General features: G+C 65.2%; 15 protein-coding genes. 5 read left to right on the forward strand and 10 right to left on the reverse strand.

Going from position 1 to position 17,165, the window contains the following annotated elements:
- Nucleotides 1–112 precede the first annotated feature (112 nt).
- The 3 genes from J2X57_RS07730 to J2X57_RS07740 are packed head-to-tail and all read right to left on the reverse strand — an operon-like array spanning nt 113 to nt 4,668.
- A complete protein-coding gene (locus J2X57_RS07730) occupies nt 113–1,663 on the reverse strand; it encodes a DHA2 family efflux MFS transporter permease subunit (RefSeq protein ID WP_036109272.1) in 1,551 nt (516 codons plus the stop codon).
- 3 nt (nt 1,664–1,666) lie between these two features.
- Nucleotides 1,667–3,157 (reverse strand): HlyD family efflux transporter periplasmic adaptor subunit, encoded by a 1,491-nt coding sequence (locus J2X57_RS07735; protein WP_309865468.1) that lies wholly within the window; start codon nt 3,155–3,157, stop codon nt 1,667–1,669.
- The gene (locus tag J2X57_RS07740) at nt 3,154–4,668 is read right to left on the reverse strand and encodes an efflux transporter outer membrane subunit (RefSeq protein WP_309865471.1); all 1,515 of its coding nucleotides are present in this window, start codon (nt 4,666–4,668) and stop codon (nt 3,154–3,156) included. Before J2X57_RS07740 ends, J2X57_RS07735 begins: the two co-directional genes overlap by 4 nt.
- Before the next feature lie 180 nt (nt 4,669–4,848).
- Here J2X57_RS07740 and J2X57_RS07745 point away from each other — a divergent pair, with 180 nt between their 5' ends.
- Nucleotides 4,849–5,643 (forward strand): undecaprenyl-diphosphate phosphatase, encoded by a 795-nt coding sequence (locus J2X57_RS07745; RefSeq protein ID WP_036109270.1) that lies wholly within the window; start codon nt 4,849–4,851, stop codon nt 5,641–5,643.
- 140 nt (nt 5,644–5,783) lie between these two features.
- Here J2X57_RS07745 and J2X57_RS07750 read toward each other — a convergent pair whose 3' ends face one another.
- Nucleotides 5,784–6,770: a LysR family transcriptional regulator gene (locus J2X57_RS07750; RefSeq protein WP_043696631.1), complete on the reverse strand. Its 987-nt coding sequence runs from the start codon at nt 6,768–6,770 to the stop codon at nt 5,784–5,786.
- Between the two features lie 196 nt (nt 6,771–6,966).
- Here J2X57_RS07750 and J2X57_RS07755 point away from each other — a divergent pair, with 196 nt between their 5' ends.
- From J2X57_RS07755 to J2X57_RS07770, 4 genes are read left to right on the forward strand one after another with little or no spacing between them, the layout of a single operon-like run.
- Nucleotides 6,967–8,175, forward strand: a complete 1,209-nt coding sequence (locus tag J2X57_RS07755) for an efflux RND transporter periplasmic adaptor subunit (protein ID WP_308846682.1) — start codon at nt 6,967–6,969, stop codon at nt 8,173–8,175.
- 6 nt (nt 8,176–8,181) lie between these two features.
- Nucleotides 8,182–11,373 carry an efflux RND transporter permease subunit gene (locus tag J2X57_RS07760; protein ID WP_043696638.1) on the forward strand — a complete coding sequence of 1,064 codons (3,192 nt, stop codon included), beginning with the start codon at nt 8,182–8,184 and terminating at the stop codon, nt 11,371–11,373.
- Between the two features lie 3 nt (nt 11,374–11,376).
- The gene (locus tag J2X57_RS07765) at nt 11,377–12,810 is read left to right on the forward strand and encodes a TolC family protein (protein WP_309865480.1); all 1,434 of its coding nucleotides are present in this window, start codon (nt 11,377–11,379) and stop codon (nt 12,808–12,810) included.
- Nucleotides 12,807–13,580, forward strand: a complete 774-nt coding sequence (locus J2X57_RS07770) for an SDR family NAD(P)-dependent oxidoreductase (protein ID WP_255364002.1) — start codon at nt 12,807–12,809, stop codon at nt 13,578–13,580. Before J2X57_RS07765 ends, J2X57_RS07770 begins: the two co-directional genes overlap by 4 nt.
- An 89-nt stretch (nt 13,581–13,669) precedes the next feature.
- Here the strand turns inward: J2X57_RS07770 and J2X57_RS07775 are convergent, their stop codons facing one another.
- From J2X57_RS07775 to J2X57_RS07800, 6 genes are all read right to left on the reverse strand, one after another.
- The gene (locus tag J2X57_RS07775; RefSeq protein ID WP_036109255.1) at nt 13,670–14,833 is read right to left on the reverse strand and encodes an AI-2E family transporter; all 1,164 of its coding nucleotides are present in this window, start codon (nt 14,831–14,833) and stop codon (nt 13,670–13,672) included.
- Nucleotides 14,830–15,147: a hypothetical protein gene (locus tag J2X57_RS07780; protein ID WP_309865487.1), complete on the reverse strand. Its 318-nt coding sequence runs from the start codon at nt 15,145–15,147 to the stop codon at nt 14,830–14,832. Before J2X57_RS07780 ends, J2X57_RS07775 begins: the two co-directional genes overlap by 4 nt.
- 2 nt (nt 15,148–15,149) lie before the next feature.
- Nucleotides 15,150–15,548, reverse strand: a complete 399-nt coding sequence (locus J2X57_RS07785) for an ABC transporter ATP-binding protein (protein WP_309865490.1) — start codon at nt 15,546–15,548, stop codon at nt 15,150–15,152.
- A gap of 110 nt (nt 15,549–15,658) precedes the next feature.
- A complete protein-coding gene (locus J2X57_RS07790; protein ID WP_036109244.1) occupies nt 15,659–16,048 on the reverse strand; it encodes a DUF883 family protein in 390 nt (129 codons plus the stop codon).
- Between the two features lie 170 nt (nt 16,049–16,218).
- Nucleotides 16,219–16,383 carry a DUF1328 domain-containing protein gene (locus tag J2X57_RS07795; protein WP_036109241.1) on the reverse strand — a complete coding sequence of 55 codons (165 nt, stop codon included), beginning with the start codon at nt 16,381–16,383 and terminating at the stop codon, nt 16,219–16,221.
- 157 nt (nt 16,384–16,540) lie between these two features.
- A complete protein-coding gene (locus J2X57_RS07800; RefSeq protein ID WP_308846679.1) occupies nt 16,541–17,164 on the reverse strand; it encodes a YbhB/YbcL family Raf kinase inhibitor-like protein in 624 nt (207 codons plus the stop codon).
- Nucleotide 17,165 lies beyond the last annotated feature (1 nt).

Here is a 17,165-nt window from a genome sequence, read left to right on the forward strand (position 1 = left end):
ACAGGGTTGGCTCCCACCGGAGCATCCCCAGCAGCCCTGACCTCGGGACGTCGGCAGTGGCGCGAGCCAGCCTGCTCGTAGGAGCCCCGCCTGCTGGCGACAGCCCGGACCCTCAGTGTCCGGGTGTACCGCCCGACGCGAAAGGCGGTTTCGCGAACCAGATGGCGATCATCGCCAGACCGAAGATCAGGCCGAAGACCCAGAACACGTCATTGACCGCCAGCGTCGCCGCCTGCATGTCGACGATGCGGTTGAGCGCCGCGTTGGCGGTCGGGCCCTGCACGCCAAGTGCCTGGAAGCGATCGAGGTACTCCGTCGTCGTGCGGCTGCCCTCGACGACGTTCTCCGACAGCACCGCGTGGTGATACGTCGTGCGATGGGAGTACATCGTCGTACTCACGGCCGTCGCGATGCTGCCTGCCAGCGTGCGGAAGAAGTTCGACAACCCGGATGCGCTCGCGACCTCCTCATCGGGCATGCCCGAGAGGATGATCTGGTTCACCGGCACGAAGAACAGCGCGATACCCGCACCCATGCAGAGCCGCGGGATGGCCAGCTCGCTGTACGGCGCGTTAGTGCTCAGCGTCGACATATAGAACGATGCGGCAGCGAACACCGCGAAGCCGATCGTATTGAGCAGACGCAGGTCGAACTTGCTCTGGAACACGCCGACGATAGGCGACAGCACGATAGCCAGGATGCCGATGGGAGCGACGACGAAGCCCGCCCAGGTGGCCGTGTAGCCGAGTACCTCCTGGACCCACATCGGCATGACCACCGTACCGCCGAAGAAGGCGAACATGCCCAGCGAAAGGCACAGCACACCCACGAAGAAGTTTCGCCGGCCCAGCAGGCGCAGCTCCACCACCGGATGCTTGTGCATCAGCTCCCATGCGACCAGGAAGGTGATGCAGACCAGCGACACGATGGCGAGTACGACGATGGTCGTCGAACTGAACCAGTCGTCGTCGTTGCCGTTGTCGAGCATGAACTGCAGGCAGCCCACGCCGACGGCCAGCAGGAACAGGCCGACCGCGTCGATAGGCATCTTCGTGACTTTCGACTCGCGGTCGCGAAGCAGCGCATAGGTGACGACGACCGCGAAGATGCCGACCGGGATGTTGATGAAAAAGATCCACGACCAGTGGTAGTTGTCGGTAATCCAGCCACCGAGAATCGGGCCGAAGACCGGCGCGACCACCACGGTCATTGCCCACAGCGCCAGCGCGATAGGCCGCTTCGCGACGGGGTAGTTGTTGAGCAGCAGCGTCTGCGAAAGCGGGACCATCGGACCCGACACCGCGCCCTGCAGGAGGCGGAACACGATCAGCATCGGCATCGACGTGGAAAATCCGCAGAGTGCGGAAAACACGACGAACAGCATCACCGACACCATGAAGGTCCGCACTTCACCGAAGCGACGCGCCACCCAGCCGGTCAGCGGTTGCATCACCGCGCTGGCCATGGAGTAGGCGCTGATCGCCATCGTGCCTTCGTTGCTGCTCACGCCTACGTTGCCGGCGATGGTGCGCACCGACACGTTGACGATGGAGATGTCGAGCACCTCCATGAACGTGGCGAGCGCCACGCCCGCGGTGAGCAGGACCAGCGCACCGCCGGTGAGCGGCGGCCGGGATGCGCCGTTGCCGTTCTGCCCAGCCATCGATCAGCCGCCGCGCTTCGCCGGCACCGGCTTAGGCGTCGTATCCACGGTGTTCTCGCGGATGATCTGTTCGGCGCGCTGGTCGGCTTCGCCCATCTCCTCCTCATAGACGTTGGTGCTGGCCAGAGGCTTGCTGCGGATCGTGTCGGACAGCACACGGCCATCGCGGTCGTGCGTATCGACGTTCACGTCGGTTGACAGACCGATCCGCAGCGGATGCTTGCGCAGGTCCTCCGCGTCGATCGCCACGCGCACGGGCAGACGCTGTACCACCTTGATCCAGTTGCCGGTCGCATTCTCGGCGGGCAGCAGCGAGAAAGCGCTGCCGGTGCCCGCATTCAGACCGACGACCTTGCCGTGATATTCCACGTCCGAATACATGTCCGTCGTCAGCTTCACCGGCTGGCCGATACGGATGTGCTCGAGCTGGGTCTCCTTGAAGTTCGCATCCACCCAGAGGTCGGCGAGCGGCACGACGGTGAGCAGATCCTGGCCCGGCTGGATACGCTGGCCGACCTGCACCTGGCGACGGGCGGCATAGCCTTCGATCGGAGAGACGATCGCATTGCGCCCGTTGTTGACCCATGCGTTACGGAACTGCGAACGCGCCTGAATCACCGCGGGGTAGTTCTCGATGGTGGTGCCATCGACCTGCGCGTGCGCGGCCGCGGCTTCGCGCTCCGCGGCATCCAGCGCGGCCTTGGCCTGCTGCATCTGGCGCTTGCCGGTGTCGACTTCTTCGGCCGACACGGCGCGCCGCTCGAGCAGCGGGTGGCGGCGGTTATAGTCGTCACGTGCCTGCTCATACTGCGCGCGGCGCTGCGGGATCGCGGCATCGGCCTGGTTGGCTTGCTGCATCCTGGCCTGTGCTTCACGCACGGCCTGGGCGAGCTGGCCTTCGGCGTTCATCAGGGCCACCTTCGCATCGACGGGGTCGAGCCTGATCAGCACCTGACCCTGATGGACGCGCTCGGTTTCTTCCACGCCCACCTCCACCACCGTACCGGCGATGCGCGAGGAGATCGTGACCATATCGCCCTTCACATAGGCATCGTCGGTCGTCTCGCGCTGTGACAGCACGAAGATGTAGAGAAGCAGCCATGCCAGGCCGGCGAGGATGAAGACCGCGGCGATGATGGAAAGGATGATGACCTTCTTGCGCTTCGCCTTCGGGTCCTCGTCCTTCTTGTCTTTGTCGTCCTTGTCTTTGTCGTCCTTGTCCTTTCCGTCCTTGTCCTTTCCGTCCTTGTCCTTTCCGTCCCTGTCCTTGTCGCCGTCTTTTTTATCGGCGTCCTTCTTCTCGTCGTCCTTGCCGTCGGGCTTGTCCTGAGGCTTCTTCTCGTCATCGTCGCCGTCGTGACGGCCATCGTCGTCGCGCTCGCCACGCGGCGATTCGTCACCATACTTGTGCAGGTACTTGTAGCGGTACTTGTACGGCTGCGGCGTCAGGCCGCCTTCGGCGCCTTCGCGCTGATCGTCGTTTTCAATGGTCATCGCGAGGAGTCCTTGCCGGCGGCGGCGGCCGGAAGATCGGGCAGGTCGTCGGCGTGGTAACCGCCGCCGAGCGCGTGGATGAGGGAAAGATTGGCGGAAAGCATCTGGCTGGTGAGCTGCAGGCGCGCATCGCGCTGCTGGTCCAGCTGCATGTCGGCATTTAGCCAGGTGCGGTCGTCGATCAGGCCTTTGGACCGACGGTCGGCGGCTTTGGCCTTCTGCGCGGCGCTGGCGTCGTACTGCCGGTCGACGTGCACGCGCTGGTTATCCAGCATCTGCAGCGTGGCGACACCTTGCGCGATATCGCCGGCCGCCTGCACAACGGCCCCGTCGTACTGCGCCACGGCGCTGTCGAGCTGGGCCTGCGCATTCTCGAACTGCGCACGCAGGCGGCCGCCACTGAAGATCGGCAGCTGTACCGATGCGCCGATGTTGCCCAGCGTCAGGTCGGTCCGCGTTCCCGATCCGAGATCCGGATAGGTACGCAGGAAGGCACCCAGCGCCATAAGGCTCACGTCGGGGTAATACGCCTTGCGCGCCTGGTCGATGTTCTTCGACGAGGCTTCGATCTGCCATCGCGCCGCTGCGATATCGGGCCGCCGTGCGAGCAGACCCAGCCGGGCGTCGTCGGGCAGCCGCGTATCGGGCGTGGGCAGCGGCGACGGCGTGAGGTTACCCAGGTCCTTCGGCGATACGCCGGCCAACGCGGCGAGCTGGACGAGATCCAGACTTGCGGCGCCTTCCAGCTGCGCCACGTTCTGCCGCGTCTGCGCGAGCTGCGCATCGGCCTGATCGAGGGTGGTCGGATCGTCCAGACCGCCATGCACACGCAGTTCGACCAGTTCGCGGTACTGCGACGAACTGTCGGATGCATGGCGGGCGACGGCGAGGCGCGCCTGCTGCGCCTGCCAGTCGAAGTAGGTGTTGACGACGTTGTACTGCAGCGACGTCGCCGCGGAGGCCCGCTCGGCCTCGGCGGCACGGGCCTGGCCGACGGCTGCCTCGACCGCGGCCTTCTGCTTGCCCCACAGGTCGAGGTCCCACGTCGCGAGCGCCCCTGCGGCGCCGCTGTTGCTCCAGCTCTTGCCGGGGTTCAGCTGAAACCCCTGAGCGTTTCCGGCGGCACCGGGTGCCTGACCCTGCAGGGACACGTCGTTGTACCCGTGCCCGCCATTCAGAAGCCCGCGTACCTGCGGGTTCAGTTCCGCCTTCGAGGCATCCACGGCGCGGAGCGCCGCCCGATATCGGGCTTCGGCCTGCTCCATGTTGGGCGAGCCGCGCATGGCGAGGTCGACGATACGATCGAGCTGCGCGTCGTCGTACCGTTTCCACCACTCAGGCTGCGGCCATCCCGCCTGGGACGTGGGCAGCCCGGCGACAGGTACTTCGTCGCGCGGAACGAAGGCCGGAGGACGCACGGCGGGCGCGCAGGCGGCGACCGCAAGCGCCGCGACGAGTACGCCAATGCGTAGCCCGCCGGTTCGACGGCGGAGCCGGAGGAATGTGTGCATGTCGAATCCGTGTGAAATTTCTTGCGAAAGGCGATGACATGCCCTTGCTGCGTCGCCGAAAATTAACAGTGGTTGACGTGGGCAACGCGTGACGGTTCATTGAGTGAAGCAAGTCGCACGGATTCGTGCTGCGGTGCGGCTAAGCTAGGGGACCTGCTCGACCACCGGATTTCCCCGCCCGTGAATGACCTGATCAGCGACATCCTCCTCGGCATCGTCGAGGGGATCACCGAATTTCTGCCCATCTCCAGCACCGGTCACCTGCTCATCGCCGAACGCTGGCTCGGCGCGCGCTCCGACCTGTTCAATGTCGCCATTCAGGCCGGTGCGATCCTCGCCGTGACGTTCATCTACTGGCGGACGATCTGGAACCTGCTGACCAACTGGCGTCGTCCGGAGACGCGCGATTACATCTTGAAGCTGGGCGTAGCCTTCCTGATCACCGCGGTGCTCGGCCTGATCGTCACCAAGCTCGGGTTTAAGCTCCCCGAGACGATCACGCCGATCGCATGGGCGCTGATCATCGGCGGCATCTGGATGATGGTGGCCGAGAAAGTGGCTGCCAATCGGCCCGATCAGGTGTTCGTCAGCTGGCGTGTCGCCATTCTGGTCGGCCTGGCGCAGATGGTCGCCGGCATTTTCCCAGGTACGTCACGTTCGGCGTCCACGATCTTCGTGGCCATGCTGGGCGGCACCACCAATCGCGCGGCCGCTACCGAGTTCGCGTTCCTCGTCGGCATCCCGACCATGTATGCCGCGACCGGCTACGAGTTGCTGAAGACCTTCACGCACGGCGGCGCGGCCGGCGAGGACTGGACCGGACTGGCGGTGGCTTTCGTCGTGTCGACGATTGTCGCGTTCGTCGCGGTGAAGTGGCTGCTGGGGTATATCCGCTCACACCGGTTTACGGTGTTTTCGATTTACCGGATCGTGCTGGGGATTGCGCTGTTGCTGTTTCTGCCGGCTGGAGGTTGACGGCTAGCCGGGGCATGGCTATGCCGCTTCGTTGGCTTTTCGCCAGCAGGGCTGGCTCCTACAGGGCTGCGGCACGCCCGCCGCGTCCGCGAATCCTGTAGGAGCCAGCCCCGCCGGCCATGCTTTCCCGCAACAAAACCTCACGCAACAGCCGCGATACGCTCCACCGGCGGGGCCGCACGCAACCGCGCCAGTTCGGCTTCCTGCTGTTCGAGCAGCTTGCACTGCGGCGTGCTGGTCCGCTGGAACAGCTCGCTGGTCCACTCGATGAAGGCCTGCACGCGCGCGGAGAGGTGACGCTTTTGCGGGTACACGATCCACAGGTTGGAACCGGTGGAGATCGTGTCCGACATGATGATTTCGAGCGCGCCCTTCTGCAGGGCGGTGGCCGCCAGGCAATGCGGTGCCTGGATGATGCCGAGGCCCGCGACCGCCGCCTGGATCACCGATTCGCCGTCATTGATGAGCATGTGCGCATCGACATCGACGGCGACCCGGCCACTCGGCGAATCGAACTGCCACTGGTACGGCTTGCCCGTGCTGGGATGCACGAAGTTGACCGTGCGGTGGGCCTTGAGATCCTCGATGCTGGTCGGTGTCCCATGGCGCGCCAGATACGACGGCGCCGCGCACAACACGTTGCTGAAGTGGCCGATCTTCCGTGCGATCAGGCTGGAATCGGCCAGCTCGCCCATCCGGATCGCGCAATCGAACCCTTCCTCATTCAGGTCGAAGGGAAAGTCGCACATCGTCAATTCCAGACGAATGTCCGGGAAACGCTGCTCGAACTCGGCCAGATTGGGTATCAGCGCGGCCCGGCCCACCGCCGATGACGCCGCCACCCTGAGCTTGCCGGCCGGCTTGGTTTTCGCATACCCGAGAGCCTCGGTGGCTTCAGTGAGGTCCGCGAGGATCTCCTTGCATCGGGAGTAGAACGCGGACCCATCGTCGGTCAACCGCAGCGAACGTGTCGAGCGGAAGAACAGTCGTGCACCGAGGCTTTCTTCGAGTCGCGAGATCGCCCGGCTGACGCCCGACGGGGTCATTTCCAGATGCTGCGCCGCGGAAGAAAAGCTCTTGGCTTCCACTACGCGGACGAAAACGCTGATCGCTGAAAAGTCTTCCATCGTCGACTCCGGGGACGGTCATTCGTGACTGGGCGTCACAGGCGAGGTGATTGTAGACCCATTTTTCGCTTGACGGGCAAGACCTAGATTACGTCGCCTGGGTGAGACCGGCTTGACCTCGAGCGCGCTTGAGGTCGTACGCTGCGCCGCCGCACGACCTCCAGCCTACGTTTCGACGCTCTTCAAGGACCCCGTCATGAAAAAGAAACTCCTGTTCGGTTCGTCCGCACTTGCTGTCGCCATCGCCTCCGCGCTGTGGCTGAGCAGCGGCGGCCTGCCCTCCCATGCCGCCGAGCCCGCCCCGGCCATGCCGGCGCCCGAAGTCACGGTAGCCCAGGTCCTCCTGCGCCCGGTGTCCGATGCCAGCGCCTTCACGGGCCGCATTCAGGCGGTCGACTCGATCCAGATCAAACCGCGCGTCAGTGGCTACATCGACTCGGTGCATTTTCGCGAAGGTACTTCGGTGAAGAAGGGCGATCTGCTCTTCACCATCGACCCCCGTCCCTACAAGGCCGAGTCCGACCGTCTGGCCGCCAACCTCGCCCAGGCGCGCGCTGAAGCCAAGAATGCCGACGCCAATGCGGCCCGCGGCGCCAAACTGGTCCAGCAGCATGCCGTCTCGCAGGAAGAGGCCGACCGTCTCGATACCGCGGCCGCCAGCGCCAAGGCGCAAGCCGCCTCGGTGCAGGCCGCACTCGATAACGCCCGCCTCAACCTGTCGTTCACCGAGGTTCGCGCTCCGGTCGACGGCAAGGTCAGCAACGCGCAGATCACCGCCGGCAACCTCGTGACGCCCAGCGACACGCTGACCAGCGTGGTCACCGTCGATCCGATGTACGTCTACTTCGATGTCGATGAGCAGACCTTCCTCAAGCTCGATCGCCTGCGCCGCCAGAGCGGTCACGCGCCCGAGGTCGAAATGGGTCTGGCCGACGAGACCGGCTATCCGCACGCCGGCAAGATCGACTTCGTCGACAACCAGATCCGCGCCGGCGCCGGCACGATCCGCCTGCGTGCGGTGTTCCCGAACGCGGACGGTGCTTATACGGCCGGCCTGTTCGCCCGCGTCGAACTGCGCAGCGGCAACACCCAGCCGCGTGCGCTGATCGACGACAAGGCGGTCGGCACCGATCTGGGCAACAAGTTCGTCTACGTGCTGGGTAAGGACAAGAAGGTCGAGTACCGCCGCATTTCCACGGGCGCACTGGTCGACGGCCTGCGTGTCGTCGATACCGGCCTCAATGCCGACGACGTCGTCATCGTCAACGGCCTCCAGCACGTACGCCCCGGCGTCGAAGTGAATGCGAAGCGCGTGGCGATGGCCTCGCTGGTACCGGAGGGCCTGCGCAACGTCGCCGCCAACCGTCCGGCCGGCGTCGACAGCGTGGCGCAGAACCAGGACTGATCCACCATGAAAATCGCCCAATACTTCGTCAACCGCCCGATCCTCGCGGGCGTGCTGTCGGTGCTGTTCCTGATCGCGGGCGGTATCGCCGTGTTCAAACTGCCGATCAGCGAATACCCGGAGGTCGTTCCGCCGACCGTCGTGGTCAAGGCGAGCTACCCGGGTGCCAACCCGAAGGTCATCGCCGAGACCGTCGCCACGCCGCTCGAAGAGCAGATCAACGGCGTGGAAGGCATGCTGTACACCTCCTCGCAGGCGACCAGCGACGGCCAGATGACCCTCACCGTCACCTTCGCCCTGGGTACCGACCTCGACAACGCGCAGGTGCAGACGCAGAACCGCGTCGCCCAGGCCCTGCCGCGTCTGCCGGAAGAGGTGCAGCGTCTCGGCGTGACGACGACGAAGAGCTCGCCCGACCTGACCATGGTCGTGCATCTGACCTCGCCCGACCACCGTTACGACATGCTCTACCTGTCGAACTATGCGCGTACGCGTATCAAGGACCAGCTCGCCCGTCTCGACGGTGTGGGTGACGTCCAGCTGTTCGGCGCCGGCGAATACAGCATGCGCGTGTGGATGAACCCGGAAAAGCTGGCCATCCGTAACCTGACCACGGGTGACGTGATCAAGGCCGTACGCGAGCAGAACATCGAAGTCGCCGCGGGCTCGCTGAATGCGCCGCCCGGTCCGAACTCGAACGCGTTCCAGGTCAACATCAACACGCGCGGCCGGCTGGTGACCGAGGACGACTTCCTCAACATCATCGTGCGCAGCGACGCGTCGGGCTCGGTCACGCATCTGCGCGACGTCGCCCGCGTCGAGCTCGGCTCGAACAACTATGCGCTGCGCAGCCTGCTGAACAACCGCGAGGCGGTCGCGATCCCGATCTTCCAGCGTCCGGGCTCGAACGCGATCGCGATTTCGGACGAAGTGCGTGCCGAGATGGCGACGCTGAAGAAGGATTTTCCGCAGGGCGTCGATTACTCGATCGTCTACGATCCCACGGTGTTCGTGCGCGGCTCCATCGAAGCGGTCGTGCATACGCTGTTCGAAGCGATCGTCCTCGTGGTGCTCGTCGTCATCCTGTTCCTGCAGACCTGGCGTGCATCGATCATTCCGCTCGTCGCGGTACCGGTATCGCTGATCGGCACCTTCGCCGTGATGTATCTGGTCGGCTTCTCGCTCAACGCGCTGTCGTTGTTCGGCCTCGTGCTGGCGATCGGTATCGTCGTCGATGACGCGATCGTGGTCGTGGAGAACGTCGAGCGACACATCGAGCACGGTCTCGACCCGAAGATGGCGACACGTCAGGCCATGACCGAAGTTACCGGTCCGATCGTGGCGACGGCGCTCGTGCTCTGCGCGGTGTTCGTGCCGGCCGCCTTCATCAGCGGTCTGACCGGACAGTTCTATCGCCAGTTCGCCCTGACCATCGCCATCTCGACGGTGATCTCGGCCTTCAACTCGCTGACCCTGAGCCCGGCGCTCTCCGCGATCCTGCTGAAGGGCCGCGACGAGCCGAAAGACAAGCTCACGATCTGGATGGAGCGCAGCCTCGGCTGGTTGTTCCGGCCGTTCAACCGTGGCTTCGACCGCGCATCGCACGGCTATGTCGGCGGTGTACAGAAGATCCTGCGCTTCTCGGCGGTCGTGCTGGTGCTCTACGCCGGTCTCGTCGCCCTCGGCGTGCTCGGCTTCGCGAAGACGCCGACGGGTTTCGTCCCGACCCAGGACAAACAGTATCTCGTGTCGTTCGCGCAGTTGCCGGATGCCTCCTCGCTGGATCGTACCGAAGGCGTGATCCGCCGCATGGGCGATATCGCCCTGAAGGATCCGGGCGTCGAAAGCGCGGTGCAGTTCCCCGGCCTTTCGATCAACGGCTTCACCAACAGCACCAACGCGGGCATCGTGTTCGTCACGCTCAAACCGTTCGAGGAACGTCGTTCCGCCGATCTGTCGGCCGAGGCGATCGCGGCTCGTCTGAACGGCCAGTTCGCCGGCATCCAGGACGCGTACATCGCCATCTTCCCGCCGCCGCCGGTCAACGGCCTCGGCACGATCGGCGGCTTCCGCATGCAGATCGAGGATCGTGGCGACCTGGGCTTCGAGGAGCTGTACAAGCAGACCCAGGGCATCATCGCCGCCAGCCAGAAGACACCGGAGCTCGCGCACCTGTTCACCAGTTTCCAGGTGAGCGTGCCGCAGTTCGACGCCGACATCGATCGCGAGAAGGCGAAGTCGGAAGGTATCGACCTTGGCGACGTGTTCCAGACCATGCAGGCGTACCTCGGTTCGCTCTACGTCAACGACTTCAACCGCTTCGGTCGCACCTATCAGGTGAACGTGTCCGCCGAGCCGTCGTTCCGTCATGAGCCGTCCGACATCGTGGGGCTGAAGACGCGCAACGCCGCGGGCGACCTCGTGCCGCTGGGTTCGTTCCTCACCGTACGCCAGACCAACGGCCCGGATCGTGTGCAGCACTACAACGGTTATCCCACCGCCGAAATCAACGGTGGCGCGGCGCCGGGCTACAGCACGGGTCAGGCTCAGGCCGCGATGGAGAAGCTCGTCCAGGCCAACCTGCCCAACGGCATGACCTATGAGTGGACCGAGCTTACCTACCAGCAGATCCTCGCCGGCAATACCGCGGTGCTGGTGTTCCCGCTGTCCGTCCTGCTCGTCTTCCTCGTGCTGGCCTCGCTGTACGAAAGCCTCAGCCTGCCGCTGGCCGTGATCCTGATCGTGCCGATGGTGCTGCTGTCCGCGATCGTCGGTGTGATCGTGACCGGTGGTGACAACAACATCTTCACCCAGATCGGCCTGATCGTTCTCGTGGGCCTGGCCTGTAAGAACGCGATCCTTATCGTCGAGTTCGCCCGAGAGGCGGAGATCGGTGGCATGAACCGTGTGGATGCGGTGCTCGAAGCGGCCCGCCTGCGACTGCGCCCGATCCTGATGACCTCGTTCGCTTTCATCATGGGCGTGGTGCCGCTGGTGACCTCGCACGGCGCGGGTGCGGAGATGCGTCATGCGATGGGCGTGGCGGTGTTCGCCGGCATGCTGGGCGTGACCTTCTTCGGCCTGATCTTCACCCCGCTCTTCTATGTGCTGATCCGCGCCTGGAACGAACGCTCCGAGGCTCGCCGCAACGCGCGCCGCGAACGCCGTCTCCTCGACAACGCGGCCCGGGAGTCGTAATTCATGAAAGTCATGTTCCGTAGTACGGCCCTGTTCGCGGCCCTCGTTCTCGCCGGGTGCGCGAGCGTGGGCCCCGATTACCACACGCCGAAGGAAGCACCGGTCACCCTGCAAGGCGTCGACGCCACGCACCAGAACCATGGTGACGTGCAGGCGCAGTGGTGGAAGCAGTTCGGCGATCCGACGCTCGATGCGCTGATCGTCCGCGCGGCGAAGGGCGCGCCGGACCTGCGTATCGCGATGGCCCGGCTGAATCAGGCGCGTGCCGCGCTGGGTACCGCGAAGTCGCAGCAGGTTCCCGACGTGGAAACCGTTGCCTCGTACCAGCGCACGCGTGCGCAGCAGCCGGGCTTCACCGATCAGCGCACGACGGTGACGCAGTATCAGGCGGGCTTCGATGCATCGTGGGAGCTCGACCTGTTCGGGGGCGTCCGGCGCTCGGTCGAGGCGGCTCGCGCCGATGCCGCCGCGGGCGAAGCCTCGTTGCAGGATGCTCAGGTCACGCTGTTCGCCGAAGTCGCACGCAACTACTTCGACCTGCGCGGCACGCAGCTGCGGATCGATGTGGCCAATCGCGACATCGCCAACCAGCGCGATTCACTGAAGGTGATCAACGCACGCGTGGAGGTCGGCACCGGTGCCGAGCAGGATCTGGCCAGCGCCAGGGCACGCCTCGCGGCGGTCGAGGCGCAGCTGCCGGTGCTCGAGACCCAGGCACAGGCCGATACGTTCCGCATCGCGGTGCTTCTCGGTTCGCGACCGGGTGAACTGGACGTCGATCTGTCACCCGCGACCTTCAGGCCGATCGACGTCAGCCTGGCCATCGGCGGCGCCGACGAAGTGCTGCAGCGCCGTCCCGACATCCGGATCGCCGAGCGCCAGCTTGCCGCCGCGAATGCGCGCATCGGCGTCGCCAAGGCCGACTACTTCCCCCATATCTCGCTGGGCGGTTTCATCGGCTTCCTCGCGGGCCGCAGCAACGACTTCGGCGGTGCCGACTCGCGTGCGTTCCAGGTCGCGCCGAGCATCTCGTGGTCCGGGCTCAACGTGCAGCGCGTCGCTTCCGGCGTGCGCGGCGCGCGTGCCCAGGCGGAGGAAGCGCAGGCCAACTACGACCGCACGGTGCTCACCGCACTGGAGGATGTCGACAACTCACTGGTCGGTTTCAACCAGCAGCGTGTGCGTGTCGAAAAGCTGGTCGTCCAGGCCACGGAGAGCCGTCGTGCGGCGGAGCTGGCCAAGTTGCGCTATGACGCGGGCCGTACCGACTACCTCGAACTGCTCGACGCGCAGCGCACCCAGCTCTCCGCCGAAGATCAGCTCGCGGAAGCCGAGGCCGCCATCAACACCCGCGCCGTGCAGCTGTACAAGGCCCTGGGCGGTGGGTGGCAGGCGTGCGGCGACAACGCGTGCAGCGAGGTTGCGAAAGCCCCATGAGCTCGGCCAAGGTTCATCGCCTGCCCGTAAAGACGAAGCGTATGAACCCGACCGCCGTGGAACCGCCGCTCAGCCAGCGCATCGCGCTGGTGAGCGGCGCCAATCGCGGGATCGGCTTTGAAGTGGCGAAGCAGCTCGCTTCGCTGGGTGTCACGGTATTTCTCGGCGGGCGTGAACTCGCCAAGGCGGAGAAAGCCGCGAAGTCGGTACGCGAACTGGGCGGAGACGCCCACGCCATACGGCTCGACGTCACCCGTGCCGACGATATCGAAGCGACGATCGCGACAATCGATGGCCGCTTCGGTCGGCTCGACATTCTCATCAATAACGCGGGCGGGCATTTCGACGTGCGAGCCCGCACGTCGAAGCCCGACATCGATGACATCCGTGGCGCGCTCGACGTGAATCTGCTCGGGGCATGGTGTCTCACGGCCGCCGCGCTTCCCCTGATGCGTCGCCATGGTTACGGCCGGATCGTCAATGTGTCGAGCGAATGCGCGACGCATGAGATGTGCGGCGACAACGCACCGGCGTATCGCATTTCCAAGGCGGCGTTGAATGCATATACCCAGGTCGCCGCGCGCGAACTCGAAGGCAGCGGCGTGCTCATCAATGCGGTATCCCCCGGATGGACGGCAACGGCCATGGGCGGAAGCGGCGGCCGACCGGTAGCGGAGAGCGCCGAGGGCATCGTGTGGGCGGCACTGCTGTCCGAACGCGACGCCGCGCACGGACAGTTCTTTCGCGACAAGCTCAGAATCGCCTGGTAGCCGCCCGTTTCTTGAGACAAGCGTCGGCTAAAAATCCGGCAGAGCGTATGCCACCTGTCGAAACGAAGCCCCTCAGCCCCGGCTGCGATTCACCGGGAAATGATGTGCGCGAACCACTCCCACCCGCGCAGTTTCGCGGTGACGAGTTTCACGCAGGTCAGCATCGGTACGGCCAGCAGCGCGCCGGGAATGCCCCACAGCCAGCCCCAGATCAGCAGCCAGAGAAGAATGGCCACGGGGCTGAGCCGTGACCGGCGCCCCTGCAACATCGGGGTCAGCAGGTTGCCTTCGATGGCGGTGATGCCGGCAAAGGTCGCGGCGGGAAGCAGCGCCGGGCCGACTTCCTGAAAATGGAGGACACCGACGACGGCAAGCACCGTGGTCGTCGTGATCGCGCCCACATAAGGAATGAAGTTGGCGACGGTCGCGACCGTGCCCCAGAGCAGCGGATCGGGTACGCCATAGAGGTAGAGCATGCCGGCAGTGACTAGGCCCAGCGTGACGTTGATCGCGGCGGTGAGCAGCAGGTAGCTCGACACCTCGACCTGGATGCTGCGCACGATGCTCACGGTGTGCCGCTTGTACGCGAACGTAGGCGATATCTCCACCGCGCGGCGGAGGATCTCGTCGCCGTACACAAGAAAGAAAAACACCAGGAGCGCGACGGTCAGTACGCTTGCGAGTACCTTCGGCGCACCGGCCACGATGTCCCACGCCGTGAAGGCAAAACCCGCGTTCGCCTGAGGCGCGTTACGCGTCACGGCGCCGCCGACCAGATTCTGTGTCGCCCGGCTCGCCGCTTCGATCTGCTGCGTCATCGGCTTGATCTTGGGCGCGAATGCACGCATCGCCGTCGGTGCTTCGTGGAACCAGTTCAACGCGGGCGTGGACAGCGTGGCGATCGCTGAAACCAGCCCCACGTTGAGCGTCACCATCACGATAACCGCGGCGAGCCAGCGGGGAAAACGCACCCGCGCGGCGGCGACGACGATCGGGTTCAGTGCAAGGCCGATAAAGGCCGCGAGTACCAGTGGGACCAGCAACGACTTGCCCAGCACGACGGTATACAGAACCGCCAGCAGGATCATGCCGGTCAGTGAAATACGTATGGCGCGAAGGTGGCGCGAGATACGCCGGGTGCTGCGACTACTGCCGGGTTTACGCCGCCCGCGCGTGACCAGCGTGGACACGGCGGCCCCCGGCGCCGTCGTCGATGGCAACGGCGTAGGGAGTGGACTGGGAAAATCGCTCATGACACGTCGTCGGCCACATCGGCGACATCGCCGGCCAGATCTCCGAGCAAGCTGCCGGTGGCCATCGATATCACCTTTCCGATGATATCGGCCGTCCCACCCGCGACGAGCCCGCTGACGCCAGGCACCGCGAGTGGGTTGAGCTTGATGTTGCTGAGGAAAAAACCGCCGCCGGCCGCGATGCCGAGCACCGTCAGGGGATTTTCGTAGCCGCGCGCGATAAGCGCGGCGGCGGGTTCGACGACTTCGGCGCGTGCGGCGACAACGCGTGCGCGCGCCTCGGTCACTTTCGCCATGCTGCGGAAAATACCCATCGTCAGCCCCCTACCTTCGCTTCGCCTTCCGCCTTGCCCTGCTTCAACGCTTCTTTCGCCAGCAGCGCCAGCTCGTTGCGCGTGCCCGGCAGACTGAGCCAGTGCATGGCGCGCCGGAACACGAGGATAGCGACAATCAACAGCACCAGCTGGAGGCCCGCCAGTGCGGTCAGTGCCCAGGCCCAGGAGCCGAACCACTGCGCGAGGCCCCAGCCGGCAAGCGCCAGCAGAGTGAGTCCGAGCGCAACAGCAAAGACGATGGCCGCCAGGCCCATGAACAACATCATGACGATGCCGCTGCGGGCAAGGCCTAATTCAGCGCCCGCCAGCGCGATCTGCGCCGAAAAGAGGTTCTTCAGCCCGACGCCGAGGCGACGAATGTCATCCGTCCACGCCGGCATGGCGAACCTGGGACCCGCCGGCGCCTCGTCTCCGGGCGCCGGTCCGTCCATGTTTTCTCGCCCCGAGGGACCGTCTTCCAACATGCGTCAAAGCCCCTGCGGGTGGTGGATCAGTTGCGCAGGATACGGCCCGCGAGCCAGCCGGCGGCAAGCGCCAGCGCGATCGACTGGACCGGCTTCTCACGCACGTAATCGCGGGCGGTGTCGAGCCAGTCGTTCGCGGTGTCGACGGCTTCACCATAAGCTTCCTTGCCGCGAAGCTTGGCTTCTTCCGCTTTCTCGGCGGCGCGGGTCGCGCCGTAGGCAGCCTTGTCCGTAGCGCTGTGCAGCGTGTCTTCCACCTTATCCGCCGCGCGATCGACGGCATCCTTGGTGCGGTCCACGGCGCTGGAGGTTGCCTGCTTCACCTGCTCGGCACGTGCGTCGATGCGCTCGGCAGCCGAGACGGTGTTCGCGGCGGCAGTCGCGGCGTTGGCGACATGGTCGGCGGGCTTGTTCATGGCATGCATCTCCGGGATAGGCTGGATTTGGGACGGTACGACAAAGAGAGTGAGCGTTGGGTCATTGAGGCGGAGGTGAGCTGTCCGGCCTTCCTCCGCCTCGGACTCGGGAGCGTGTCGCCGATGTACCGGCTTCCACGCGGGTCGCCAGGGCATGGGATCTCACCCGGTCAGACGCGCGGCCCACGTCCGCGGAAGAACGAAATGATGGCGAGGATCAGGAAGACCACGAAAAGGATCTTCGCGATACCTGCCGCCGTACCCGCGATACCGCCAAAGCCGAAAACGGCGGCGATGATGGCGATGACGAGGAAGACGAGGGCGTAATGAAGCATGGTGGGATTCTCCGGCAGGTAGGACGCGGTGCCATTTAGTCCCGGGAGCTGCGCAGGGCGCGTGAAGCCTGGAGCCACCTGTCAAAAGCCGTTCAGGCTGATGGAATCGGTCATCGACCGGTCGGCTCCGATGGGGGCCGGCCGGTCGGCGACCAGGTCAGGCCTTGACCTTCGGATTCAGTGAGTACGTCCCGGTGATTACCGCTTCACCCACCACGTGCCCCTCGATCACGTCCCGCAGCTCGGCAAGGTTGAACCCTTTCTCGAGCGGGACCGTCTCCACGTCCAGCGCGTAGACGTGGAAGTGATAGTGATGCGGAATGCTGTCGTTCCACGGCGGGCATGGGCCGTCGTAGCCGTGGTAGTGACCCTCCATGTCCCGGTCGCCCTTGAACCAGCCGGTGTAGTCGTTCAGGCCCTGAACCGAACCGGGAGGACCGACCGGATCTTTCTTGCCGCGCGGCACGACGCCCTCACCGCAGGCGCCTTCGCCCAGTTCCCGGCACTCGAGCGGAATGTTCGCCATCAGCCAGTGGACGAACTCGACGCGCGGCAGGTCGCGACGCACTTCGCGGCCCTCGACGTTGACGTCGTCCGGCTTCGAGGGCACGTCGGTGTCGATCACCGCGATGGCAAAGGACTTCGCCGTCGACGGCACTTCGGTCCAGGCCAGATGCGGGGTGACGTTGCCGGCCGGCTTGATCGGCTCACCGATTTCCATGAAGGCGAAGTTGGCTGGAATCGGCTTACCGTGTTCGATGCTGTCGCTGGTTAAACGCATG

It is taken from the genome of Luteibacter sp. 1214, assembly GCF_031455395.1.
Taxonomy (GTDB): Bacteria; Pseudomonadota; Gammaproteobacteria; order Xanthomonadales; family Rhodanobacteraceae; genus Luteibacter; species Luteibacter mycovicinus.